Genomic DNA, 25,461 nt, shown 5'->3' with positions numbered 1-25,461 from the left:
AAGAAGCCGGATGCCCGCATGACCGACCGCGAACGCTTTGTGCTCCTCAGGGACGACCGCGAGGACCGGACGGTGGTTTTCGCCGATCCGATCGCGGTCATCACCGTGCGCGACCGCGCCGGCTTCGAGCCGGCCTTCGCAGCGCTGCAGGCCGCCCATGACAAGGGTCACTGGATCGCCGGCTTCATGAGCTATGAGGCCGGCCATCTCTTCGAGGAGAAACTGGCGCCCTTCGCTGAGGAAAACCGCCCCACGCCGCTCATGAGCTTCGGCATCTTCGAAAAGCCGGCGGACGGCCATCCGCTGGCAAAACCGCGCCAGCGCACGGAGAACGAGCCTTTTCTCACCGAGCCGAAAGCCCACTGGGATTTCGAAACCTACCGCGGTCGCTTCAAGCGCCTGCACCAGCATCTTCGCCAGGGCGATTGTTACCAGGCGAACCTCACCATGCCGATCCGCGCCCGCTGGACCGGCGACCCGCTCGCCGCCTTCTGGTCGCTGATCGAGCGCCAGCCGGTGCGCTACGGCGCCTTCGTTTCGCTCGACGGCCCTCTCCTTCTTTCCCGCTCGCCGGAACTGTTCTTCGATATCGACAAGGACGGCTGGATCGAGACGCATCCGATGAAGGGCACAGCCGCGCGCGGGGCGAATGCGGCCGAGGACGCAGACATCATCGCCGCCATGCAGGCCGATCCGAAGTCGCAGGCGGAAAACCGGATGATCGTCGACCTCCTGCGCAACGATATCTCCCGCATCACCGAGGTGGGTACGTTGCATGTGCCGAAGCTTTTCGCCGTCGAGACCTATCCGACCGTGCACCAGATGGTGAGCCATGTCAGGGCGAAACTTCTGCCGGACATCTCCATCCGCGACATTTTCGCTGCCCTCTTCCCCTGCGGCTCGATCACCGGGGCGCCCAAGATGAGCGCCATGAAGATCCTGCACGACCTGGAGGACGGCCCGCGCGATGCCTATTGCGGCGCCATCGGCATGATCGCCCCTAATGGCACCATGCGCTTCAACGTCGCCATCCGCACGATCTCGATTTTCGAGCATGGAGAGGCCGTTTTCAATGTCGGCGGCGGCATCGTTTTCGATTCCACCGCCGAGGCGGAATATGACGAGTGCCTGCTGAAGGCCCGCTTTGCCGTGGGGGATCAATGGATTTCTCGCTGATCGAGACCCTGCGCTGGGAGCCCGGCATCGGCTTCGTACGACTGGAGCGGCATCTGGCGCGGCTGACGCATTCGGCGGCATTGTGCGGACTGACGGGCGCTGAAAAGGCCGAAGATGCCTTGCGCGCCGCACTTCCCGATTCCAACACGCCGCTGCGCATCCGGCTGGAGCTTTTTCCAGATGGCCGGATCGAGGTGCAGGCGGCCGCCTTCACTCCACTCGCCGCCGATGCGATCTGGCGGCTGAAGATTGCCGAAACTCGCCTCGCCTCCACCGACCCGCTGCTGCGCCACAAAACCTCACGCCGCGCGCCCTATGTCGCGGCGCGCGCGGAGTTCCCGGCAGGCGAGGCCGACGAGGTGATCCTTCTCAACGAACGCGGCGAACTCTGCGAGGGTACGATCACCTCGCTTTTCCTCGATGACGGCGCCGGCATCCTGAAGACGCCGCCGCTCGCTGCCGGCCTGCTTGCCGGCGTGCTGCGCGCCGACCTGCTGGAAAACGGCAAGGCGGTCGAAGCGGTGCTGCGGCCGGAAGACCTTTCTGGCGGAAAAATCTTCATCGGCAATTCGTTGCGCGGGCTCATCCGCGGCACCCTCTCGTAGCGCGCATTGCGGGCGGTTAACGCGGTTAAGAATATCACCGCAGAAAACCGTGCTTTCCCTTTATTGTGACAGAAATCTGTGCTCTAGCGCTGCCATTATGCTATGGGGCGCCACAAAGCCCCGATTTTTAGCGCAAAGCGGCCGTCCGCAGGAGACCCAAATGGCAGACAGCACCTATCCGGTATATGGCGAAATCACCGGCCCGATCGTGATGATTGGCTTCGGCTCCATCGGGCGCGGCACGCTCCCGCTGATCGAGCGCCACTTCAAGTATGACCGGAACCGGCTGATCGTCATCGAGCCGCGCGAAGATGCCGCCGACGCGGAAATCTACGCCCGCCATGGCGTGCGCCACATCAAGTCGCATGTCACCAAGGACAACTACAAGGACCTGCTGAAGCCGCTTCTCACCGAAGGCGGCGGCCAGGCGTTCTGCGTCAACCTCTCCGTCGATACCGGTTCGGTCGATCTGATCAAGTTCTGCCGCAAGCTCGACACGCTCTATATCGATACGGTCATCGAGCCCTGGCTCGGCTTCTATTTCGACAAGGGCATGAAGAACGCCGACCGCACGAACTATGCGCTGCGTGAAACGCTGCGCAAGGAGAAGGACAAGAACCCGGGCGGCACGACGGCGGTTTCCACCTGCGGCGCCAATCCCGGCATGGTCTCCTGGTTCGTCAAGCAGGCGCTGGTGAACCTCGCCAAGGACCTCGACGTCAAGTTCGAAGAGCCCGCGCAGGATGACCGCGAAGGCTGGGCGAAGCTGATGAAGAAGGTCGGCGTCAAGGGCGTGCACATCGCCGAGCGCGACACGCAGCGCACCAAGAACCCCAAGCCGTTCAACACCTTCTGGAACACCTGGTCGGTCGAAGGCTTCATCTCGGAAGGCCTGCAGCCGGCGGAACTCGGCTGGGGCACGCACGAAGAGTGGATGCCGAAGAACGCCAAGAAGCACAAGAAGGGCTGCAAGGCCGGCATCTATCTCGAGCAGCCCGGCGCCAACACGCGCGTGCGCTCCTGGTGCCCGACCCCCGGCCCGCAATACGGTTTCCTCGTCACCCACAACGAGTCGATCTCGATTGCCGACTTCTTCACGGTGCGCGACAAGGACGGCGACGTCACCTATCGCCCGACCTGCCACTATGCGTACCATCCGGCCAACGACGCGGTGCTGTCGCTGCATGAAATGTTCGGCAATGGCGGAAACCAGCAGCCGGTGCTGCACGTTCTCGACGAGAACGAGCTGGTCGACGGCGTCGATGAACTCGGCGTGCTGCTCTACGGCCACGACAAGAACGCCTACTGGTACGGTTCGCGCCTGTCGCTGGAAGAAACCCGCCGCATCGCCCCCTACCAGAACGCGACCGGCCTGCAGGTAACCTCCGCCGTGCTCGCCGGCATGGTCTGGGCGCTGGAAAACCCGAAGGCCGGCATCGTCGAAGCCGACGAGGTCGATTACAAGCGTTGCCTCGAAGTGCAGACGCCGTATCTCGGCCCGGTCGAAGGCCACTACACCGACTGGACCCCGCTCGACGGTCGCCCGGGCCTCTTCCCCGAAGACCTCGACACGAAGGATCCGTGGCAGTTCAAGAACATCCTCGTTCGCTGAACCAGACCGTAAAACAGATTGCCAGACGCCCGCGGCCAAACCGCGGGCGTCTTCGCTTTCAATGGGATAATGCCCGCTCGCGACCATGCGTATCTTGCTTTCACGGGCTCTTCGCGGCATGGTTTGCCGAATTGGACGGGCGGTTTGCCGCCGTGACCCTGGAGACCCCTATGAAGCCGATCACAGTCCTCAGCCTGCTGGCCGCCGCCGTTGCACTTTCCGCCTGCCAAAGCGACCGCGCGCCGAGTGGCCTGCCCGCCGCCCAGCAGCCCGTGCAGCAGACAGGCGTCGAGGGCGCCTGGGTCGATCCGAACGGCATCGTTTCCACCTTCCAGGCCGGCACGTTCTCGACGCGCACGACGGACACCAACCAGCTTCTGGCCTCCGGCACCTATATCAACACCTCCCCGACGCTGGTCGAAATCAACATGACCTCGCTGGTGCGAAACACCCAGTCCAAGGTCAATTGCGCCCTCGTCAGCCAGCGCCAGCTGAACTGCACGACCGCCGAAGGTGCGCAGTTCTCGCTCGCCCGCCGCGCGTAAAGGTGAGGCACATATCCGACGAAAGGGCCGCAAGGCCCTTTTTTCGTTTCAGCGATGAACACTCCCGGGTTTCGGTATCCGTCTTTTCCCTTGAAGTTGCCCGCAACCGGTGAAACCATTCGACCGGCCGGCTGTCATGCTTGCGTTCTAGAAAAGAAGTGGGCAGCCCTCCCGTGCCTTTGGCGCGGGCACAAACAAGGAGATGAGGACCATGACGATTTTCCGATCCGGCTTTCTCGCCGCCTCCATCATCGCACTCTCCAGCGGCTCGGCATTTGCCGATTACGAGCTGAACATCCTGCACATCAACGACCTGCATTCGCGCATCGAGGCGATTAACAAGTTCGATTCGACCTGCTCGGACGAAGAGGAAGGCAAGGGCGAATGCTTCGGCGGCGTGGCACGCCTGAAGGCCGCGATCGACGCCCAGCGCGAGGCGCTGACGGGCAAGAACGTGCTTCTCCTCAATGCCGGCGACAATTTCCAGGGCTCGCTCTTCTACACGACCTACAAGGGCGCTGCGGAAGCGGAGTTCCTCAACCTCATGAAATTCGACGCCATGACCGTCGGCAACCATGAATTCGACGACAGCGAGGACGGCCTTGCGACCTTCCTCGACAAGATCCAGTTCCCGGTCGTCACCGCCAACGTCGCCGCCGGTGCCGGCTCGAAGCTCGGCGACCGCATCAAGCCCTTCATCGTGCTCGACCAGGGCGGCCAGAAGATCGGGATCGTCGGGGCGGTCGCCAACGACACGCCGGAACTGTCCTCGCCCGGCCCGAACGTGCTGATCGGCAACGACGTCGCCGACATCACCGCCGCCGTCACCGAATTGAAGAAGCAAGGCGTCGACAAGATCATAGCACTCACCCATGTCGGCTATCCGCGCGATCTCGCAGCCATCGCCAAGATTCCCGATGTCGACGTGGTCGTCGGCGGCCACACCAACACGTTCCTCTCCAACACCTCGGACAAGGCGGAAGGCCCCTACCCGACGCTGGTCGACAACCCCGGCGGCTACAAGGTGCCCGTCGTGCAGGCCGGCGCCTACAGCAAGTATCTCGGCAATCTGAAGGTCGTCTTCGACGATGCCGGCGTGGTGAAGGAAGCCTCCGGCGAGCCGATCCTGATCGACAATTCCATCAAGCCGGACGAGGCCGTGCTCGCCCGCATCAAGGAACTTTCCGGTCCAATCGAGGAGTTGAAGAACAAGATCGTCGCCGAAAGTGCGGCCCCGATCGACGGCTCGCGCGAAGTGTGCCGCACCGCCGAATGCAGCATGGGCAACCTCGTGACCGATGCGATCCTCGACCGTACCAAGGACCAGGGCATCGCCATCGCGATCACCAATGGCGGCGGCCTGCGCGCCTCCATCGATGGCGGTCCGGTCTCGATGGGGGAAGTGCTCTCGGTCCTGCCCTTCCAGAACACGGTTGCCACGTTCCAGCTCAAGGGCTCCGACCTCGTCGCCGCGCTCGAAAACGGCCTCAGCCAGATCGAGGAGGGCGCCGGCCGCTTCCCGCAGGTATCCGGACTGAAATATTCCTTCGACAAGTCGAAGCCGGCCGGCAGCCGCGTCGTTTCCGTCGAGGTGAAGGAGGGCGATGCCTTCGTGCCACTCGATCCGAACAAGACCTACGGCGTCGCCTCCAACAACTACATGCGCTCGGGCGGCGACGGCTATTCGGTCTTCGCGAAATCCGGCCAGAACGCCTATGACTTCGGCCCGAACCTCGAACTGGTCGTCGCCGACTATCTCGCCGCGCACCAGCCCTACAAGCCCTATACCGATGGCCGCATCACCGAGGTCGCCGCCACCGCGCCGGCAACGGCCGACACCGCAACCAGCACCGAGGCAAAACCGGCGACGGAGGGGGCTGCAACAACGGGTGACGCTGCTTCCGGCACGGTAACGACGACCGAAGCCAAACCCGAGACATCCACCGAAACAGTTGCAAAGCCGACGGAGGGGGCCACGGCAACCGAGACGGCCGCGTCTGCCGTCATGGCCGGCGGAAAACACGTCATCGCGCGTGGCGACACGCTGTGGGATCTCGCCAGGGCCGCCTATGGCGACGGCACGCTGTGGCGCAAGATTGCGGAGGCCAACGGCAATCCACGTCCCCGCGCTCTTCGCGTCGGCAACGAGCTGTCCATCCCCGCGAAGTAGGCTCGGTGAAATAAGGACAATTTGTCTCCACTATTTCTGCCGGCCCGGACTATCCCGGGCCGGCATTTCTTTTTAGAACCATTCCGAACCGGACGGCCCCTCGCCGCGTAGAAGAACACCGAACGCCAACCGCACGCACTGGACCGAGACATGCAGGACATCACCGCCAAGCCCGCCAGCCATCCACCCGTCAAGCACGGCAAGGTCGGCGTCCTGCTCGTCAATCTCGGCACGCCCGACGGGACCGACTATACGTCCATGCGGCGTTACCTGAAGGAATTCCTGACGGACAAGCGCGTCATCGAATGGCCGAAGATCGCCTGGTATCCGATCCTGTTCGGCATCGTTCTCAACACGCGCCCCGGCAAGGTCGGCAAGGCCTATGAGACGATCTGGAACAAGGACAGGAACGAAAGCTACCTGCGCACCTATACCCGCAGCCAGGCAGAGTTGATGGCGGCCTCGCTTGCCGAGCATGCCCACGTCGTCGTCGACTGGGCCATGCGCTACGGCCAGCCGTCGATCGCCTCGCGCATGGAGTACCTCCAGAAGCAGGGCTGCGAGCGCATCCTCATCTTCCCGCTCTATCCGCAATATGCGGCAGCGACGACGGCGACCGTCAACGACAAGGCTTTCGAATTCCTGCTCAAGCAGCGCTGGCAGCCGGCGCTGCGCACCGTGCCGCCCTATCACGACGATCCGACCTATATCGACGCGCTCGCCGTCTCCATCGAAAAGCATCTGGCGACGCTCGACTGGGAGCCCGAGCGCGTGCTGACCTCCTTCCACGGCATTCCGCAGAGCTATTTCGAGAAGGGCGACCCCTATTATTGCCAGTGCCAGAAGACCGCGCGCCTGTTGCGCGAACGGCTCGGCTGGTCTGAAGAAAAGCTGATGATCACCTTCCAGTCCCGCTTCGGACCTGAGGAGTGGTTGCAACCCTATACCGACAAGACGGTCGAAAAGCTCGCGCAGGACGGCATCAAGCGCATCGCCGTGCTCAATCCCGGCTTCGTTTCCGATTGTCTTGAAACGCTGGAAGAGATCGCCGAACAGGCGGCGGAAAGTTTCCTGCACAATGGCGGCGAGAAATTCGCCCACATTCCCTGCCTGAACGACAGCCCCGAGGGCATGGCCGTGCTGGAGAAGGTCGTGCGCCGCGAACTCGCCGGCTGGATCTGAGCCGGGATAAATCCTTCTCCCATCCAAATAGACTGGCGTCGCGGGCCGTATTCCTTAAAGTGGCGCCGCACTGTTGATTGCTCGGGAGAAAGAATATGGAACTGGCCGGACTGGATATCGTCGTCATCGCCCTCGTGGTGCTTGTCATCCTCATCCTCTTTGCCGGGATCAAAACCATCCCGCAGGGTTATCAGTACACGGTGGAGCGCTTCGGTCGCTACACGCGCACCCTTGAACCCGGCCTCAACCTCATCGTCCCGTTCATCGACCGCATCGGCGCGAAGATGAACGTGATGGAGCAGGTGCTCGACATCCCGACGCAGGAAGTCATCACCCGCGACAATGCGAGCGTCGCGGCCGATGGCGTCGCCTTCTATCAGGTTCTGAACCCGGCCCAGGCGGCCTATCAGGTCGCCAATCTCGAAAACGCCATCCTCAACCTCACCATGACCAACATCCGCTCGGTCATGGGCTCGATGGATCTCGACGAGCTTCTGTCCAACCGCGATGTGATCAACGACAAGCTGCTGCGCGTCGTCGACGAGGCCGCCAATCCCTGGGGTATCAAGATCACCCGCGTCGAGATCAAGGACATCGCACCGCCGAAGGATCTCGTCGATTCGATGGGCCGGCAGATGAAGGCCGAGCGCGAAAAGCGTGCGCAGGTTCTGGAGGCGGAAGGTGCGCGCAACGCGCAGATTCTGCGCGCCGAAGGTGCCAAGCAATCCGCGATCCTCGAGGCCGAAGGCCAGCGCGAAGCCGCGTTCCGCGACGCCGAAGCCCGCGAGCGTCTTGCCGAAGCCGAAGCCAAGGCGACGAAGATGGTGTCGGAAGCCATCGCCGCCGGCAATGTGCAGGCGATCAACTATTTCGTCGCGCAGAAATACACCGAAGCCATGGCGGCAATCGGCAAGGCGCCGAACTCGAAGATCGTGCTGATGCCGATGGAAGCCTCCGCGCTGGTCGGCTCGCTCGGCGGTATCGGCGCCATCGCGCGGGAGGTGTTTGGTGACGGTGGCTCCGCACAGCCCGTAAACACGCCCCGTGCCCGCCAGACGACGTCGGCGACGACGACCACCGCGTCAACGCCCGCCTTCCGCAATCCGTTCGATACGCCGCAGGGAAGCTGAGCATGATCCAGCGCATCGTCACGGAACTCGGCCCCTGGGCCTGGTGGGTGCTCGGTATCGTGCTCCTGATCCTCGAAGTGCTGATGCCCGGCGTCTTCCTCGTCTGGATCGGCATTGCGGCGATTGTCACCGGCGCGCTCTCGCTGCTGCTGTGGGACGCGGCATTCTGGACGTGGCAGGCGCAGTGGCTGGTCTTCGCGGTCCTGTCGCTGGTCGCCGCTCTCGTTGGCCGGCGCATCGTCAGCACGCGCGGCCAAACCTCCGACCAGCCGCATCTCAACCAGCGCGGCCAGAGCCTTGTCGGGCGGACGGCGACGCTGGAGCAGCCGATCGCCGAAGGGCGCGGCCGTATCCGTCTCGACGATACGATGTGGAGCGTTCAGGGCCCGGACCTGCCGGTTGGCACGCGCGTGCGGGTCACGGCCAGCAATGGCCGCGATCTCACGGTCGAGCCGCTATAGGGATCAGGCGACGCCGATCCTGAGCAGGTCGTGGAAGTGCACGACCCCGACGGGGCGGAACGCCTCGTCGGTGACAAGCAGCGCGGAAATGTTGTGCTGGTTGAGCAGGCCGAGAGCCGATGTCGCCAGCGTCGCGGGCTTCACCGTCTTGGGATTGCGCGTCATCACGTCGTCGACGTCAAGTTCGGCGAGGTTGCGCGTCAGGTTGCGCGCGATATCGCCGTCCGTGACGATGCCGACGAGGATGCCTTCCTCGTTGACGACACCGACGCAGCCGTAACGCTTCTGGGCCAGCGTCATGACGGCATCCGGCATTGACGTGCCGAGAGCCACCAACGGCATGTTCTCGCCGCTGTGCATGATATCGCCGACATGCGAGAGGCTCGCCCCCAGCTTGCCGCCGGGGTGGAAGGTCTTGAAATCCGTCGCACTGAAGCCGCGGGCTTCCAGCAGGGCAACCGCAAGCGCATCGCCGAGCGCAAGCTGCATCAGCGTTGACGTCGTCGGCGCAAGGCCATGCGGGCAGGCTTCCTGTTCCTTCGGCAGCAACAGAAGCGTGTCCGCCTCGCGCGCCAGCGCCGAGCGTTCGCCGGAGGTGATGGCGATCAGCGGGATCTGGAAGCGGCGGGAATAGTTGATGATGCCCTGAAGCTCCGCGCTTTCGCCGCTCCACGACATGGCAAGGATGACGTCGTCGCGCGCGATCATGCCGAGATCGCCATGATTGGCTTCGACGGGATGCACGAAGAAGGACGGGGTTCCGGTCGAGGCGAAGGTCGCCGCGATCTTCGCGCCGATATGGCCGGACTTGCCGATGCCGGTCACCACGACGCGCCCGCTGATATCGCCGATCAAGCGCACCGCCTCGCAGAACGCGTCGTAAAGCCCGCCCTGGAGCGCAGCCGAAAGGGCAACAAGCCCGGCTTTTTCGGTTTCGACGGTGCGGATTGCGGACGCGATAGCGCCGTTGCCGTCAACTTTTGCCTGTCTCTTGATCATTCGGCCTCGTTAGACCGTTTGTCTATCATTGTCCATGCACGAATGAAGGCAGCCCGTTACGGCAGGTGAATCTGCACCGTCTCAACCAAGCGTTAACCACAACGGTTTACGTTCGCTTAGGAAATTCGGAAAGATCGCAGGCCGCAATCATGGCAGAGGTACACGGAATGGATCGCGGGACAGCCCTGTCCCGCCAGTCGCGGCGTCTCGCCGGGCTTCTGCTCGCCGGGACGATGCTTGCAGCCATGCCCGCCCTTGCCCAGGATGCGACGGGCACCGGCACCGCCGATACTTTCAGCACCCCGCTCCCGACCCAGACGGGCACGGCCACGAACGTCACAGCCGCGGACGCGACGCCGGCGCAGCCTGTGCTTTCCGCCGACCAGCAGGCCGAGGTGGCCGACGACGATCTGACCGGAGCGATCCGGCGCACCGATCCGGAAGCCGAGCGCCTGAACCTGGCGGAGGGGACCATCGACAATGTGCGCAGCCCCGACGACGATCCCTATGAGCCGACCGGCATCCGCCTCGGCACCTTCGTACTCAAGCCCTCCCTGACGCAGGGCCTCGGCTACGAGCGAAACCGCACCGGCAGCACCTCGACGAGCCGCGCCTTCTCGCAGACCGGCATCCGGGGTTCGCTGACGTCGGACTGGTCGCGTCACCAGCTCACCATCGATGCCGACGGTATCTATCAGCGCAATCTCAGCGGCACCGGCGAAACCGAGCCGCAGTTGCGCATCAACGGTGACCTCAGGCTCGACCTCAGCGACGATACGATCGTCAATATTACCGGCGGGTACGCCTTCGAGCGGGAAAGCTCGAGCGAGCCCAACGCCGTCGACGGGGCCAGCGCCCAGTCCGGCGTGCAGACCCTGACGGGCGGCGCGCGCGTCACGCGCGATTTCGGTCTCATCCGCGGCACGCTCGGCACCGAAATCGAGCGCCGCACCTATGGTTCTGCGACGCTCAGCAACGGCAGCAAGCTCGACCTTTCCTACCGCAACTATACCGAAGCGACCGTGACGGGTCGCATCGGTTACGAACTTTCCCCCGCCCTCATTCCCTATCTGGAAGCCTCCGTCGGACGCTCGTTCTATGACGACAAGACCGATCCGCTCGGCTACGAACGGTCGGCTACGACGCTGGGCGGCCGGGCAGGCGTGGAGGTGGACCTCGGCGAAAAACTGCGTGGCGATCTCGGCGTCGGTTACGAACAGGCCTCCTTCGACGACAACGACCTCGACGCAATCCGCGCCCTGACGGTCGACGGCTCCGTCTTCTGGTCGCCGCAACGCGGCACGGATCTCAGGCTCGGCCTGCAGACGCAGATCGAACCGTCGACGGCTGGCGGCCAGAGCGGCTATGTGAGCTATGCGGCCAATGCCGAACTGACGCATGAACTGCGCGACAATCTCGTCGCCCGCCTCAGCGCCGCCTATACGTGGCGCAACCTGCCGGCAGCCCTGGGTCCCGACCAGAACATCTATCTCGTCGGCACCGGTCTGACATGGAACATCAATCGCTGGCTCGCCATGACCGGCGACGTCTCCTACGAGCTGACGCGCCAGGCAAACGCATCCGACACCGGCGTCACGCGCGCCGGCATCGGCCTGGTTCTGCGCCGCTGATTATTTCAGGCTGGCGACGAGCTCGCGCAACGGACCTTCGACGGACGGGCGGATATCGGCGCGCGCCAGCGCAAAGGCGATATTGGCAAGAATGAAGCCGTCCTTGGCGCCACAGTCATAGGTCTCGCCGCGGAAGTGATAGGCGGCGAACTGCTGGTCATTGGCAAGCCGCACCATGGCATCCGTCAGCTGGATCTCGTTGCCGGCGCCGCGTTCCTGATTGGCAAGAATCGGGAAGATCTCCGGCTGGAGGATGTAGCGGCCGTTGATGAAGAAGTTGGAGGGCGCAGTGCCTGGCGCCGGCTTCTCGACCATCTTGGTAATGGCGAAACCATCGCCGACCTTGTCGCCGACGCCGACGATACCGTATTTATGCGCCTGATCGGGCGCACATTCTTCCACCGCGATGACGTTTGCACCGCTATGCTCGAAAAGCTCGACCATGCCCTTCATACAGCCTTTCTCGGCCTTCATGATCATGTCCGGCAGCAACAGCGCGAAAGGTTCGTTGCCGACGAGTTCGCGGGCACACCAGACGGCATGGCCGAGACCGAGCGGCTCCTGTTGGCGGGTGAAGCTCGTCGAACCCGCGACCGGAAGGATGCTTTCCAGCAGCGTCAGCTCGGCCGTCTTGTTGCGCTGGCGCAGCGTCTGCTCCAGCTCGACCTGGATGTCGAAATAGTCCTCGATGACCGCCTTGGAGCGGCCGGTGACGAAGATGAGATGTTCGATCCCGGCATCCATCGCCTCGTCGACGACGTACTGGATGACCGGCTTGTCCACGACGGTCAGCATTTCCTTCGGCACGGCCTTGGTGGCGGGAAGGAAGCGGGTGCCGAGACCGGCCACTGGAAACACTGCTTTGCGAACCTTACGTGTCTGCGACATTCTTCACCTCTTCGAGCCCGTCGCCTTCATGGCCGGGGTCCATATGTGTGGAATTAGAATCGAATTACTATTTTTTTGCAAAGAGAGACGAGACAAAAGTTTGATGGTAAAGAATTTGTTGACTTCGTTTTTATAAGTTTTGCGTTCAGCCGGTGGTTCCGCGCCATCGTACCGAAATTTGAGAAACGGACACGACAGCCGATGACACAGAATCTGAAGACCGTTCTGCGCCGATCTGCGCTTACCCTTTTCCTCTCGGCAGGGCTTTTCGCCCAGGCGACCGCCGCCCGTGCCGATGCCGGCTTCCAGAAATGGATCGCCGACTTCTACCAGACGGCGTCGGACGCCGGCATCAGCAAATCGACCTACCAGCGCGCCTTCTCCGGCGTGAAGACGCCCGATCCCGACGTACTCGAAAAGGCGGCCTACCAGCCGGAATTCAAGCACAAGATCTGGGATTATCTCGATTCGCGCGTCAACCCGTATACGGTGCGCATCGGCCAGGAAATGGCCGCCAAACATGGCCGCACGCTTGCAGCCCTCGAGCGCCATTTCGGCGTCGATCGCAATATCCTGCTCGCCATCTGGTCGATGGAATCGAACTATGGCGAGGTCCTGAAGAAGGACGACCGGCTGCACTATGTGCCCCGCGCACTGGCAACGCTTGCCTATGCCGACAAGAAGCGCGGGAAGTATGCCCGCACCCAGCTGGTCGCCGCCCTCAAGATCATCCAGCGCGGCGATATCGCCGCCGGCGACATGACCGGCTCCTGGGCCGGCGCCATGGGCCACACCCAGTTCATCCCGACGAGCTACCTGCTCTATGCCATCGACGCCGACGGCAACGGCCACCGCGATATCTGGAACTCCGTCCCGGATGCGCTGGCGACGGCCGCCAACCTGCTTGCCAAGAACGGCTGGCAGGGCGGCAAGACCTGGGGATACGAGATCGTCGTACCCACGGGCGGCAGCAAATATTCCGGCCAGACCAAGACGCTCGCCCAGTGGGCCAAGCTCGGCTTCCTGCGTCCGAACGGCAGCGGCTTCAAGAACGGCTCCGACCGCGCCGAGCTGAAACTGCCGGCCAATGGCGGACCGGGTTTCCTGATGACCAAGAACTTCTTCGTCATCAAGCGCTACAACGCGTCGGATTCCTACGCCATGGGCGTCGGCATGCTGGCCGACCAGATTGCCGGCTACACCGGCGTCAAGCAGCGCTGGCCGCGTCCGGACGGCACGCTCGACATGACGGAAAAGTTCGAGTTGCAGACGCGCCTGAAGGAGCTCGGCTATTATGAAGGCGAGGTCGACGGCAATTTCGGTTCCGGCTCCAAGGCCGCGATCCAGGCCTTCCAGAACCGCATGGGCATGGATACCGATGGCGAACCAAGCCAGAAGCTCTTGAAGGCTCTGCGCCGATAACCTCGGCGGTAACGGAAATTGGGGCGCTTCGGCGCCCCTTTTGCATTGAAGCGCTTCCGCTGGCCTCCAGCTTTTGCCATCATGCCGCCACCGCGCTCCAGCAGGATCGCGGAGAAGACGAGAGACAATCGCGATGAGCATGACGATGATCCGGATTGCGCGCCTCACCCTCGCTTTTGCCGTTGCGGCAAGCGTGATGATGCCGGCCGCGCCCTCCAGTGCCCAGGAACGCGTCCAGCGCAAGTCCATCCTCCAGCTTCTCTTCGGCTCGCCGAAGCGTCAGGAGATCGAGCCCGAGCAGCCGATCAGGAAGCCCCGCACGGTCAACCGCAAGAAGAAGCAGGCGAGCGCCGTTGCGGCAAAACCCGAACCTGCCGCCGTCGAAAAAACGCCGGACGCAAAGGTCGTGCTCGTCGTCGGCGATTTCATCGCCGGCAGTCTTGGCGAAGGCCTGATCGCAGCTTTCGAGGCGACACCCGGCATCGTCGTCGAGCGCCGTACGAACGGTTCCTCCGGCATCGTGCGCGACGACTATTACGACTGGCCCACCTCGTTGCCGGGCCTCCTGTCCGAAACGAAGCCCGCCCTCGTCGTCGTCAGCATGGGCGCCAACGACCGCCAGCAGATGACCGTGGCCGGCCAGAAGGAAAAGTTCCGCTCCGAAGCGTGGACCAGGGAATACGAGGCCAGGGTCGATCGCATTGCGGGCCTCGCGCGCAAGGACGGCAAGCCGCTTCTGTGGATCGGCATGCCCGCCTTTCAGTCCTCAGCACAGACGGCGGACATGACGACGCTGAACAATCTCTACCGCGCCGGCGTGGAAAAGGCCGGCGGCGAGTTCATCGATATCTGGGACGGCTTCGTCGACGAGAACGGCAAGTTCGTCACATCGGGCTCCGATATCAACGGCCAGCAGGTGCGCCTGCGCGGCTCCGACGGCATCAACTTCACCAAGGCCGGCAAACGCAAGCTGGCCTTCTATGTGGAGAAGGAGATTCGCCGCGTGCTCGGCGATGCCGCCAGCGGCGTCAGCCAGCAGGGCGACCTGAAGGATCTCATCGTCGCGACGCCATCGACGGAAGACACGGAAATCACCAAGACGCAGCCCATCGGCCTGTCCGACCCCGCGCTCGACAGCGGCACCGCATTGCTCGGCGGCACCGTTATCAAGGGCAATGGCAAGAGCCTGCGCGAAAAGCTGGTCGAGAAAGGCGAAATCGCCGATGCGCCACTCGGCCGCGTCGATGATTTCAGCGTGAAGAAAACCGCGACACCCTGACCTGGAGCCTTTCCGCTTTTCTTCGAATCGCGAAAAGGTTCCAAGCTCCTGTTCTGTCGTATTTCCGGACGCAAAACCGCTTCGCACTTTTGCTGGAAATTCTCTAAGCGACAATCCGCGGCAGAGTGATCCGGGCGCGGAGGCCGGGATTGTGGTTCTCGAGCAGAAGCGTACCGTTCGCCTCTTCGACGAAGCTTTCGACGATGGCGAGCCCCAATCCCGCGCCCTCGCTGGTCGTGTCCAGGCGGCCGCCGCGCTTCAGCACGAAGCCGATCTCGCTTTCCGGTATGCCGGGGCCATCGTCGGTGACCTCGATGATCGCGATGCCCTCGTCTGCCCTGCCGGAAATGCAGACGGTCGTGCGTGCATAGCGGGCAGCGTTTTCCGCCAGGCTGCCGAGGATTTCCGCCAAATCCTCGGCGTCGATCCGCAAAAGAAGTCCCGGCTCGATCTCCTGCTGCCAGTCAAGGTCGCGGCCCGCCGGCGTACGCGAGACGACGCTCACCACCTGCCCGGCAACGCGGCCGAGATCGCTGCGGGCCGTGTGGCCGCGCTCGGCCTGCCGGGCGCGCGCCATTTCATGGTCCACATGGCGGCGCATGCGCAGGATGATCGCCTCGATATCGCGCGCGACGCCCTCCTCACCGCGCTCGCGCAGCCGCAACACATCGCCGGACAAGATCTGCAGCGGCGTCTTGAAGCCATGCGCCAGATCGGCCGCGCGTTCGCGCGCCTTGCGCAGCTGGTTTTCGCGCGATTGCAGAAGCGCATCCACCTCTCCGGTCAGTGGCAGAACCTCATCCGGGAAGTCGCTTCCCAGCCGCTCCGCCTTGCCGACGCGGATGGCGGAAAGACGCTGTGTAAGCGTTGCCAGAGGCCTGAGGCCGACGACGATCTGCACAAGGCTCGCCGCCAGCAGCAGAACCGCAAGCGCCTGGAGATAGGGCAGAAGATCGGCCTCGAATTCATCGGTCGCACGGGAAATGTCAGACCGGTCGATGGCAACCGCAACCCGCAGCGGCTTTGCGCCAGCCCGCGCCGAGGTCACCACCGCGCGCTCGACCAGAAGGAGTGTGGCCTCACCGGGACCGGCAACGGTTTCCATATGGACGCCGCCGACTGCGATATCCGGCAGGGCGAGCACATCGTCCCACAGCGAACGGGAGCGCAGACGCTTTCCCTCGCCCTCGATCTGCCAATAGAGACCGGAGAGCGGGCGGTCGAATCGCGGATCGACCGGCGGCTTGACGAGATCGAGCGCCGAGCCCGGCTGCTCGGCGATGCCGGCGATGATCTGGTTGAGATGCAGAACGAGCTCGGCGCCGATGCGCCGCTCCACATGCCGCTCGAACAGGGTGGAAAGAACGAAGAAAGCCGCCACGAGGGCGGCCACGATGGAGGCAGCGCCCGCAAGCGCGAGCCGCAGGCGCAGGGAGCGGCGCGTCATGGCGCGCTTTCGCCCATATAGTAGCCGAAGCCCCGGCGCGTGCCGATCGCCACAGCACCCAGCTTCTTGCGCAACCGCGCGACCAGCGCCTCAAGCGCATTGGCGTCGCGCGAAAAATCGTCGCCGTAGAGATGCTCCTGCAATTCCGTCGGCGGCACGATGCGATCCCGGTGGTGGCCGAGATAGCTGACGAGACGGTATTCGAGCGGTGTCAGCGATTGCGGCACGCCATTGACGCTGACGCGCATGGCCCGGGTGTCGATCGTCAGCGGCCCGACGGCGATCGTCGCCGCGCCATGCCCGACGGAACGGCGGATAAGCGCACGCGAGCGCGCGAGCAATTCCTCGAACTGGAACGGCTTGGGGAGATAGTCGTCAGCGCCAGCATCGATGCCCTCGACGCGCTCGGCCCAGCTGCCCCGCGCCGTCAGCACCAGCACCGGCATATGGCGGCCGTTGCCGCGCCAGCGTTTCAGCACGGACATGCCATCCAGGCCCGGCAGGCCGAGATCCAGCACGATGAGGTCGTAATCTTCCGTATCGCCGCGGAACCAGGCGTCCTCGCCGTCGGACGCGGTCTCCACCGTGTAGCCGGCTCCCGTCAGCACAGCGGAAATGTCGGCCGCGATGCGGGCATCGTCCTCGACGAGTAACAGGCGCATCAGTCGGCATCGTCCTCGATGATCGCCATCGACTTGGCATCGAGCTGCAGCTCGATGATCTGGCCGGACGGCTGGATGAATTCCAGTTCGTATATATAGCGCCCGTCCTCGCGCTCAAGCTCCACTTCGATCAGATCGCCCTGAACATGCTTGCGCGCCTCCGCGATGATCTCCTCCAGCGGACGCACGAGGCCCTGTTCGAGCGCCAGCCGGGCCTGTTCGTGCTCCAGCGCATCGTCATCGTCGTCACTGTTGTCCACCGGTGCGCCGATAGAGGGTGCCAGCGAGAAGGCAAGCAGAAAGACGAGGGCCGTCGGGAGGGGGGAAAGGAGCTTCTTGATCATGGTGCACGTCATACGCGACTGAAGCTGACAATTCGCTGACAGGCGCTGTCAGGGAAGCGACAGGCGTCACATGGCAAACCCCTTTCCGACATCACAGGAAAGGACCTGCCAATGCGTATCAGAACGATCGGCCTTCTTGCCGCGAGCCTCGCCGGCCTCGCCATTGCCACACCTGCGACGGCCGAGACCACACCCAGCCGCAAGACGCTGGAACAGGTGGTCACCGAGCTCTCGGCCAAGGGCTATGCGATCCGCGAGATCGAGATGGACGACGGTCATTTCGAGGCGACGGTGATCGACCCCAAGAACATCGTCAGCGAAGCCAAGATCGATGGCTACACCGGCGAAATCCTGCGCCTCGAGCGCAAGCACTGATCCCTTCCATCCCCAGACCATCATTTAGAAAGGAAAACTCTCATGGCAAAGATCACCGGCACCTCCGCTGCCAACACGCTCAAGGGCAAGTCCACCGCTGACGACATCCACGGCTACGCCGGCAACGACAAGCTGTTCGGGTATGGTGGTGATGACGATCTCGAAGGCGGCGCGGGCGACGACTGGCTGCATGGCGGCACGGGCAATGACGAGTTGAGTGGCGGCGCCGGTCGCGATACTTTCGTCTTCTCCAGCGGCCGTGACGAGATCGACGACTTCTCCACCCGCGACGACAAGATCGTCATCGACACCAAACTCGGCATCACGTCCTATGCCGACCTGATGAAGACCGCGAAAGTGGTCGATGGCGGCGAAGACGTGCGCTTCGATTTCGGCAACGGAAACACGCTGACGCTGGAGGATACCCAGCTTTCGGGCCTCAAGGCCAGCCACTTCTCCTTCAAGAATGTCGGCACGACCGAGCCGAAGGATGCGCTCTCGGGTAACGACACCCTTACGGGCAACGCTAAGGCCAACACTATCTCCGGCGGCGCTGGCAACGACACGATCAAGGGCCTCGGTGGCAACGACGTACTGAACGGCGACAGCGGTAACGACAAGCTCCACGGCGGCGACGGCAATGATGAGCTGAATGGCGGCGCAGGCAACGATCATCTGTCGGGTGGCAGAGGCAACGATGAACTGGATGGCGGTGCCGGCAATGACCGCCTCGACGGCGACACGGGCGTGAACGAACTCGAAGGCGGCGCCGGTCGCGACACTTTCGTTTTCAGAACGGGCAAGACGGAAATCGAAGACTTCAAGGCCGGCGACGACACGATCGAGCTTGGCAAGTCTCTCGGCGCTTCGACGTTCTCCGATCTCTCGAAATTCGTCCGCACCGCTGACGGCGGCGAAGACCTCGTACTCGACTTCGGCAAGCACGAACTGCGTCTCGAAGACACCAAGTTCTCCGAGCTCTCCGCTTCGGATTTCCTCTTCGTCTGAGAACACACTGCGCAAAATAAAAGGGCGCGCCGGTTTCCCGGCGCGCCCTTTTCACGTTTTTAGTAGCTTAGCGCGGCAGCGTGGTCGCGCCCATCAGCGCCTCGTCGATGGCACGGGCGGCCTGACGGCCCTCGCGGATCGCCCAGACGACCAGCGACTGGCCCCGGCGCACGTCGCCGGCGGTCCAGAGCTTGTCGACCGAGGTCTTGTAGTCACGCTCGTTGGCGATGACGTTGGACGAGCCGCGCTTGTCAGTGTTGATCGCAAGCTTGTCGCCAAGGTCCTTCAGCACGCTGTCCGTGAACGGACCGCGGAAGCCGATGGCGATGAAGGCGAGATCGGCCTTGATGATGAACTCCGTGCCGGCGATCGGCTTGCGGCGGTCATCCACCTGGCAGCACTTCACCCCGGTCAGGACGCCGTCCTCGTCGCCGACGAATTCGAGCGTGCCGACCTGGAACTCGCGCACGGCGCCTTCGGCCTGCGAGGAGGAGGTGCGCATCTTCGTCGCCCAGAACGGCCAGACGGCGAGCTTGTCTTCCTTTTCCGGCGGCTGCGGGCGGATATCGAGCTGGGTGACCTTCACGGCACCCTGGCGGAACGCCGTACCGACGCAGTCGGACGCGGTATCGCCACCACCGACGACGACGATATGCTTGCCGCCGGCCAGAATCGGATCGGACGGCCAGCCGACGCTGTCGATGTTCTCGCGGCCGACGCGGCGGTTCTGCTGCACGAGATAGGGCATGGCATCATGCACACCGGCAAACTCGACACCCGGAATGCCGGCATCGCGCGGGGTTTCGGAGCCGCCGCAGTAGAGAACAGCGTCATGCTCGGCGAGCATCTCGTCCATCGGCTTGTCGACGCCGACATTGACGCCGTAATGGAAGGTCACACCCTCGCCGCGCATCTGGTCGACACGGCGGTCGATGAAGTTCTTCTCCATCTTGAAGTCCGGAATGCCGTAGCGCAGCAGACCGCCGGCCTTGGATTCGCGCTCGTAGAGATGGACTTCGTGGCCGGCGCGGGCGAGCTGCTGGGCAGCCGCCATGCCAGAGGGGCCGGAGCCGATGATAGCAACCTTCTTGCCGGTCTTCACCGTTGCCGGCTGCGGCACGATGTAGCCCATCTCATAGGCCTTGTCGGCGATCGCCTGCTCGACGGTCTTGATGGAAACAGGCGCATCCTCGAGATTCAGCGTGCAGGCCTCCTCGCAGGGTGCGGGGCAGACGCGGCCGGTGAATTCCGGGAAGTTGTTGGTCGAATGCAGGTTGCGGATCGCGTCTTCCCAGTTGCCGTTGTAGACGAGATCGTTCCAGTCCGGGATCTGGTTGTGAACCGGACACCCGGTCGGGCCGTGGCAATAGGGAATGCCGCAATCCATGCAGCGCGCGGCCTGCTTCTGGACCTCGGGGTCCGACATCGGGATGGTGAATTCGCGGAAATGGCGGATGCGGTCGGAGGCCGGCTGATACTTCGCCACCTGCCGGTCGATTTCCATGAAACCAGTTACCTTGCCCACGTCAATATTCCTTGCTCAAGACGGTGCCTCGCGGCCCCGGACCGGTGCGCAGCTCCGCTGTCGCGCCGGTTAAGATGAATTCGATCCGGATTTCGCTTTCGCGCAACCGGTCAGTGAAGGGAGATGGACCGCTGCCTTATTCGGCAGCGACCCCCATCCTCATGCGCTCCATCTCTTCGAGCGCGCGGCGGTACTCGACCGGCATCACCTTGCGGAATTTCGGACGATACTCGGCCCACTGGTCGAGGATCTCCTTGGCCCGCGGCGAGCCCGTATAGTGCAGGTGGTTCGAGACGAGCTGATAAAGCCGCTCCTCGTCATGGCGCGTCATGTCGTCGGACACGTCGACCATGCCCTTGTGCATGAGGTCGCCACCGTGGTGGTGCAGCTTCTCCAGCATGTCGTCTTCTTCCGGCACCGGTTCGAGTTCGACCATCGCCATGTTGCAGCGACGGGCGAAATCACCCTCCTCATCCAGCACATAGGCGACGCCGCCCGACATGCCCGCCGCGAAGTTGCGGCCGGTCTGGCCGATGACGACGACGACGCCGCCGGTCATGTATTCGCAGCCATGGTCGCCCACGCCCTCGACGACCGCGACGGCACCGGAGTTGCGCACGGCGAAACGCTCGCCAGCCACGCCGTTGAAGTAGCACTCGCCTGAGATCGCGCCGTAGAGCACCGTGTTGCCGACGATGATCGATTCATGCGGCACCGCGCGGTTGCCCTCTGGCGGACGCACGACGATGCGGCCACCCGACAGGCCCTTGCCGACATAGTCGTTGCCGGCACCCACCAGATCGAAGGTGATGCCGCGCGCCAGGAACGCGCCGAAGGACTGGCCGGCCGTACCGTGCAGCTTCACGGAGATCGTGTCGTCCTTCAGGCCCTTGAAGCCGTAGCGCTTGGCGACCTCGCCGGCGAGCATCGCGCCCGCCGAACGGTCGACGTTCTTGATGTCGACCTCGAAGGCCACGGGCGTCTTCGCCTCGAGTGCGGGCTTCGCCTGCTCGATCAGCTTGCGGTCGAGCACGTCGTGGATCGGGTGGTTCTGCCGCTCGGTCCAGTAGGTCGCCTCCTTCGGCGCATCGACCTTGTGGAAGATGCGGCTGAAATCGAGACCGTTGGCCTTCCAGTGCGAGATCATCGTCTCCTTCTCGAGCAGTTCCGAGGCGCCGATGATCTCGTTCAGCGAACGAACGCCGAGCGACGCCAGGATTTCGCGCACCTCTTCGGCAACGAAGAAGAAGTAGTTGATGACATGCTCAGGCGCGCCCTTGAAGCGCTTGCGCAGGACCGGGTCCTGCGTCGCAACGCCGACCGGACAGGTGTTGAGGTGGCACTTGCGCATCATGATGCAGCCGGCAGCAATCAGCGGCGCGGTGGCAAAGCCGAACTCGTCGGCACCGAGCAGCGCGCCGATGACGACGTCGCGGCCGGTCTTCAGGCCTCCGTCGACCTGAAGGGCGATGCGCGAACGCAGCTTGTTCAGCACGAGCGTCTGGTGCGTTTCGGCAAGGCCGATTTCCCAGGGCGAACCGGCATGTTTCAGCGAGGTGAGCGGCGACGCACCCGTGCCGCCGTCGAAGCCGGCGATCGTGATATGATCCGCACGCGCCTTGGCGACACCGGCGGCAACCGTGCCGACGCCGACTTCCGAGACGAGCTTGACCGAGATATCGGCCTCGGGGTTGACGTTTTTCAGGTCGTAGATGAGCTGGGCCAGATCCTCGATCGAATAGATGTCATGGTGCGGCGGCGGCGAGATGAGGCCGACGCCCGGCGTGGAGTGACGGGTTTTCGCGACCGTCGCATCCACTTTGTGACCGGGCAGCTGGCCGCCTTCGCCGGGCTTGGCGCCCTGCGCGACCTTGATCTGCAACATGTCCGCATTGACGAGATATTCCGTCGTCACGCCGAAACGGCCGGATGCGACCTGCTTGATCGCCGAGCGCTCGGGGTTGGCGGAACCGTCCGCCAGTGGCAGGTAACGGTCGGCCTCCTCGCCGCCCTCGCCGGTGTTCGACTTGCCGCCGATCCGGTTCATGGCGATGGCGAGCGTCGTGTGGGCCTCGCGGGAAATCGAGCCGAAGGACATGGCGCCTGTCGAGAAGCGCTTGACGATGTCGACCGCCGGCTCGACCTCGTCGATGGCAACAGGCTTGCGGCCGGCCGCTTCCGCGCCCTTGATGGAGAACAGGCCGCGGATCGTGTTCATGCGCAGCGACGAGGCGTTCACCAGCTCGGCGAACTCCTTGTAGCGATCGGCGGCGTTGCCGCGCACCGCATGCTGCAACGAGGCGATGACGTCGGGCGTCCAGGCATGCTCTTCGCCGCGCATGCGGTAGGCATATTCACCGCCGATATCGAGCGTGTTGGCGAGCAGCGGATCGCGGCCGAAAGCGGCCTTGTGGCGGTTGAAGGTTTCCTGCGCGATCGCATCGAGGCCGATGCCCTCGATGGTCGTCGCCGTGCCGAAGAAGAACTGGTCGACTAGCTCGGACGACAGGCCGATGGCGTCAAAAATCTGCGCACCGCAATAGGACTGGTAGGTCGAGATGCCCATCTTGGACATGACCTTCAGGATGCCCTTCCCGATCGCCTTGATGTAGCGGTAGACGATCTCCTCCCCGTCGACTTCCTTCGGGAACTCGCCGCGCTTGTGCATGTCGGTGAGCGTATCGAAGGCGAGGTACGGGTTGATCGCTTCCGCGCCATAGCCGGCCAGAAGGCAGAAATGGTGCACTTCGCGCGGCTCGCCGGTCTCGACGACGAGGCCGACGGAGGTGCGCAGACCCTTGCGGATTAGGTGGTGGTGCACGGCGGCAGTCGCCAGCAGTGCGGGGATCGCCACGCGGTCCGGACCGATCTGGCGGTCGGAGAGCACGATGATGTTGTAGCCGCTGCCGACGGCCTGCTCGGCGCGCTCGCAGAGGCGGTCGAGCATTTCCGGCATGCTTTCCGCACCGCGCGAGACATCATAGGTGAAGTCCAGCGTCTTGGTGTCGAAGCGATCCTCGACATGGCCGATGGAGCGGATCTTTTCGAGGTCGCCATTGGTAAGGATCGGCTGACGCACTTCCATGCGCTTGGCCTTGGCCGCACCGCCATGGTCGAGCAGGTTCGGGCGCGGGCCGATGAAGGAGACGAGGCTCATGACCAGTTCCTCGCGGATCGGGTCGATGGGCGGGTTCGTCACCTGCGCGAAGTTCTGCTTGAAATAGGTGTAGAGCAGCTTGGTCTTGTCGGACATGGCCGAGATCGGCGTGTCCGTTCCCATGGAGCCGATCGCCTCCTGCCCCGTCGTCGCCATCGGCGACATCAGCAGCCTGGTGTCTTCCTGGGTATAGCCGAAGGCCTGCTGGCGGTCGCGCAGCGAGACGTCGCGGCGCAGCGCGCGCGGTTCGACCGGGCCGAGGTCTTCCAGAATGATCTGGGTGTTGTCGAGCCAGTCACGATAGGGATGCTTGGCGGCGAGCGCGGACTTCACCTCCTCGTCGGAGATGACGCGGCCCTCTTCCATGTCGATGAGCAGCATCTTGCCCGGCTGGAGACGCCACTTCTTGATGATGCTCTCCTCCTTGACCGGCAGCGTTCCGGCTTCGGAGGCGAGGATGACGCGATCGTCATCGGTCACGAGATAGCGGGCCGGGCGCAGGCCGTTGCGGTCGAGCATCGCGCCGACCTGCCGGCCGTCCGTGAAGGCGACGGCGGCAGGGCCGTCCCACGGCTCCATCAGGGCGGCATGGTACTCGTAGAACGCCTTGCGCTCGGGGCTCATCAGCTGGTTGCCGGACCAGGCTTCCGGGATCAGCATCATTGCCGCATGGGCCATGGAGTAACCGCCGCGCACGAGGAATTCGAGCGCGTTATCAAAACAGGCGGTGTCGGACTGGCCCTCATAGGAGATAGGCCAGAGTTTTGTGATGTCTTCGCCGAACAGCGGCGAGGAGACGGAGGCCTGGCGGGCCGCCATCCAGTTGACGTTGCCGCGCAGCGTGTTGATTTCGCCATTATGGGCGACCATGCGATAGGGGTGCGCGAGCTTCCACGACGGGAAGGTGTTAGTCGAGAAGCGCTGGTGCACGAGGGCGACGGCGGACTCGAAGCGCGGGTCGGCAAGGTCCTTGTAATAGGCGCCGACCTGATAGGCGAGGAACATGCCCTTGTAGACGATGGTCGTGGACGAGAGCGAGACCGGGTAGAAGTTGCTCTCTTCGCCCTCGTATTCGTCATAGATGCGGTTGGAGATCACCTTGCGCAGCGTGAAGAGACGGCGCTCGAACTCTCCGTTCGTCGCAGCCTCGCGGCCGGCGCCGACGAAGACCTGAACGTGACGCGGTTCGGTGGCGGCGATCTCGGGCGCTTTGGAAAGAGAGGAATTGTCGACCGGCACGTCGCGGAAGCCGATGAGGATCTGCCCCTCTTCGGCAACGACGTCTCCGATGACCTTCTTGAAATGATCGACCAGCTTCTCGTCCTGCGGCATGAAGATGTGGCCGACGGCATATTCGCCCGCCTTCGGCAGGGTGATGCCCTGCTTTGCCATCTCCTCGCGGAAGAAGCGGTCCGGAATCTGGACGAGGATGCCTGCACCGTCACCCATCAGCGGATCTGCGCCGACGGCGCCGCGATGCGTCAGGTTTTCGAGCATGAATAGCCCGTCCTTGACGATCTGGTGCGACTTCGTGCCTTTCAGATGCGCGACGAAACCGACGCCGCAGGCATCGTGCTCGTTGCGCGGATCGTAGAGTCCCTGTTTTTTCGGCAGGCCCGGAACGGAAGCGCGCGTTTTGGCGGCCGTCGCAGTCGTCTGCGTCCGGGACTGCCGCAAATCATGTGCTTGGGTCTTCACCATTTTCTTTCCTCCTGTGGGGCCGCATCCTGCGGACAATCGTTTCCGCCCGTGCGGTCGTCGCCTGCCTTCCGGCAGGCTCGATCACCGAGCGTGTGTTTCTGAACCTGATGCGACCACAAGGGACGGCCGATCAGCATGCGAT

Annotated in this window: 20 protein-coding genes; 13 read left to right on the top strand and 7 right to left on the bottom strand. The window is 63.6% G+C overall.

Features of this window, described 5'->3' with window-relative positions:
- The first annotated feature begins 18 nt into the window (after positions 1-18).
- From MUO32_RS19445 to MUO32_RS19410, 8 genes are all read left to right on the top strand, one after another.
- A complete protein-coding gene (locus tag MUO32_RS19445; protein ID WP_257950046.1) occupies positions 19-1,176 on the top strand; it encodes an aminodeoxychorismate synthase component I in 1,158 nt (385 codons plus the stop codon).
- On the top strand, positions 1,161-1,781 hold the full coding sequence (locus MUO32_RS19440; protein WP_257950045.1) for an aminotransferase class IV family protein: 621 nt from the start codon (positions 1,161-1,163) through the stop codon (positions 1,779-1,781). Before MUO32_RS19445 ends, MUO32_RS19440 begins: the two co-directional genes overlap by 16 nt.
- A 160-nt stretch (positions 1,782-1,941) precedes the next feature.
- On the top strand, positions 1,942-3,393 hold the full coding sequence (locus tag MUO32_RS19435) for a homospermidine synthase (protein WP_257950044.1): 1,452 nt from the start codon (positions 1,942-1,944) through the stop codon (positions 3,391-3,393).
- Between the two features lie 170 nt (positions 3,394-3,563).
- Positions 3,564-3,938 (top strand): outer membrane lipoprotein Omp10, encoded by a 375-nt coding sequence (omp10, locus tag MUO32_RS19430; RefSeq protein WP_257950043.1) that lies wholly within the window; start codon positions 3,564-3,566, stop codon positions 3,936-3,938.
- Between the two features lie 211 nt (positions 3,939-4,149).
- Entirely contained in the window at positions 4,150-6,108 is a 1,959-nt protein-coding gene (locus tag MUO32_RS19425; protein WP_257950042.1) for a 5'-nucleotidase C-terminal domain-containing protein, read from the top strand.
- 150 nt (positions 6,109-6,258) lie between these two features.
- Positions 6,259-7,290: a ferrochelatase gene (gene hemH, locus MUO32_RS19420; protein ID WP_257950041.1), complete on the top strand. Its 1,032-nt coding sequence runs from the start codon at positions 6,259-6,261 to the stop codon at positions 7,288-7,290.
- Between the two features lie 95 nt (positions 7,291-7,385).
- Complete coding sequence (locus MUO32_RS19415) at positions 7,386-8,420, top strand: SPFH domain-containing protein (protein WP_257950040.1); 1,035 nt, start codon at positions 7,386-7,388, stop codon at positions 8,418-8,420.
- Positions 8,421-8,422: 2 nt separating this feature from the next.
- Positions 8,423-8,881, top strand: a complete 459-nt coding sequence (locus MUO32_RS19410; protein ID WP_257950039.1) for an NfeD family protein — start codon at positions 8,423-8,425, stop codon at positions 8,879-8,881.
- A 3-nt stretch (positions 8,882-8,884) separates the two neighbouring features.
- Here the strand turns inward: MUO32_RS19410 and MUO32_RS19405 are convergent, their stop codons facing one another.
- Entirely contained in the window at positions 8,885-9,880 is a 996-nt protein-coding gene (locus tag MUO32_RS19405) for an SIS domain-containing protein (RefSeq protein WP_257950038.1), read from the bottom strand.
- 149 nt (positions 9,881-10,029) lie between these two features.
- Between MUO32_RS19405 and MUO32_RS19400 the strand changes: the two genes are divergently transcribed.
- Positions 10,030-11,511, top strand: a complete 1,482-nt coding sequence (locus MUO32_RS19400) for an outer membrane beta-barrel protein (protein WP_257950037.1) — start codon at positions 10,030-10,032, stop codon at positions 11,509-11,511.
- On the opposite strand, the gene galU is transcribed toward MUO32_RS19400, so the two are convergent.
- Positions 11,512-12,399 (bottom strand): UTP--glucose-1-phosphate uridylyltransferase GalU, encoded by an 888-nt coding sequence (gene galU / locus MUO32_RS19395; RefSeq protein WP_257950036.1) that lies wholly within the window; start codon positions 12,397-12,399, stop codon positions 11,512-11,514.
- A gap of 201 nt (positions 12,400-12,600) precedes the next feature.
- Here galU and MUO32_RS19390 point away from each other — a divergent pair, with 201 nt between their 5' ends.
- Entirely contained in the window at positions 12,601-13,821 is a 1,221-nt protein-coding gene (locus tag MUO32_RS19390; protein ID WP_257950035.1) for a lytic murein transglycosylase, read from the top strand.
- 133 nt (positions 13,822-13,954) lie between these two features.
- The gene (locus tag MUO32_RS19385; RefSeq protein WP_374708691.1) at positions 13,955-15,100 is read left to right on the top strand and encodes a DUF459 domain-containing protein; all 1,146 of its coding nucleotides are present in this window, start codon (positions 13,955-13,957) and stop codon (positions 15,098-15,100) included.
- Between the two features lie 103 nt (positions 15,101-15,203).
- Here MUO32_RS19385 and MUO32_RS19380 read toward each other — a convergent pair whose 3' ends face one another.
- From MUO32_RS19380 to MUO32_RS19370, 3 genes are read right to left on the bottom strand one after another with little or no spacing between them, the layout of a single operon-like run.
- The gene (locus MUO32_RS19380) at positions 15,204-16,547 is read right to left on the bottom strand and encodes a HAMP domain-containing sensor histidine kinase (protein WP_257950034.1); all 1,344 of its coding nucleotides are present in this window, start codon (positions 16,545-16,547) and stop codon (positions 15,204-15,206) included.
- Positions 16,544-17,209, bottom strand: a complete 666-nt coding sequence (locus tag MUO32_RS19375) for a response regulator transcription factor (protein WP_257950033.1) — start codon at positions 17,207-17,209, stop codon at positions 16,544-16,546. Before MUO32_RS19375 ends, MUO32_RS19380 begins: the two co-directional genes overlap by 4 nt.
- On the bottom strand, positions 17,209-17,553 hold the full coding sequence (locus MUO32_RS19370) for a PepSY domain-containing protein (protein ID WP_257950032.1): 345 nt from the start codon (positions 17,551-17,553) through the stop codon (positions 17,209-17,211). The genes MUO32_RS19375 and MUO32_RS19370 overlap by 1 nt, the downstream gene beginning before the upstream one ends.
- A 111-nt stretch (positions 17,554-17,664) precedes the next feature.
- Between MUO32_RS19370 and MUO32_RS19365 the strand changes: the two genes are divergently transcribed.
- Together MUO32_RS19365 and MUO32_RS19360 are read left to right on the top strand one after the other, a co-directional pair.
- The gene (locus MUO32_RS19365; protein ID WP_257950031.1) at positions 17,665-17,928 is read left to right on the top strand and encodes a PepSY domain-containing protein; all 264 of its coding nucleotides are present in this window, start codon (positions 17,665-17,667) and stop codon (positions 17,926-17,928) included.
- 42 nt (positions 17,929-17,970) lie between these two features.
- A complete protein-coding gene (locus tag MUO32_RS19360) occupies positions 17,971-18,936 on the top strand; it encodes a calcium-binding protein (protein ID WP_257950030.1) in 966 nt (321 codons plus the stop codon).
- A 67-nt stretch (positions 18,937-19,003) separates the two neighbouring features.
- Here the strand turns inward: MUO32_RS19360 and MUO32_RS19355 are convergent, their stop codons facing one another.
- A complete protein-coding gene (locus MUO32_RS19355) occupies positions 19,004-20,461 on the bottom strand; it encodes a glutamate synthase subunit beta (protein WP_257950029.1) in 1,458 nt (485 codons plus the stop codon).
- 136 nt (positions 20,462-20,597) lie between these two features.
- A complete protein-coding gene (gltB, locus tag MUO32_RS19350) occupies positions 20,598-25,319 on the bottom strand; it encodes a glutamate synthase large subunit (protein WP_257950028.1) in 4,722 nt (1,573 codons plus the stop codon).
- Between the last annotated feature and the right edge of the window lie 142 nt (positions 25,320-25,461).

This window comes from Shinella sp. CPCC 101442 (assembly GCF_024704725.1).
GTDB lineage: Bacteria > Pseudomonadota > Alphaproteobacteria > Rhizobiales > Rhizobiaceae > Shinella.
This window is presented reverse-complemented; position numbering and strand designations above follow the sequence as displayed.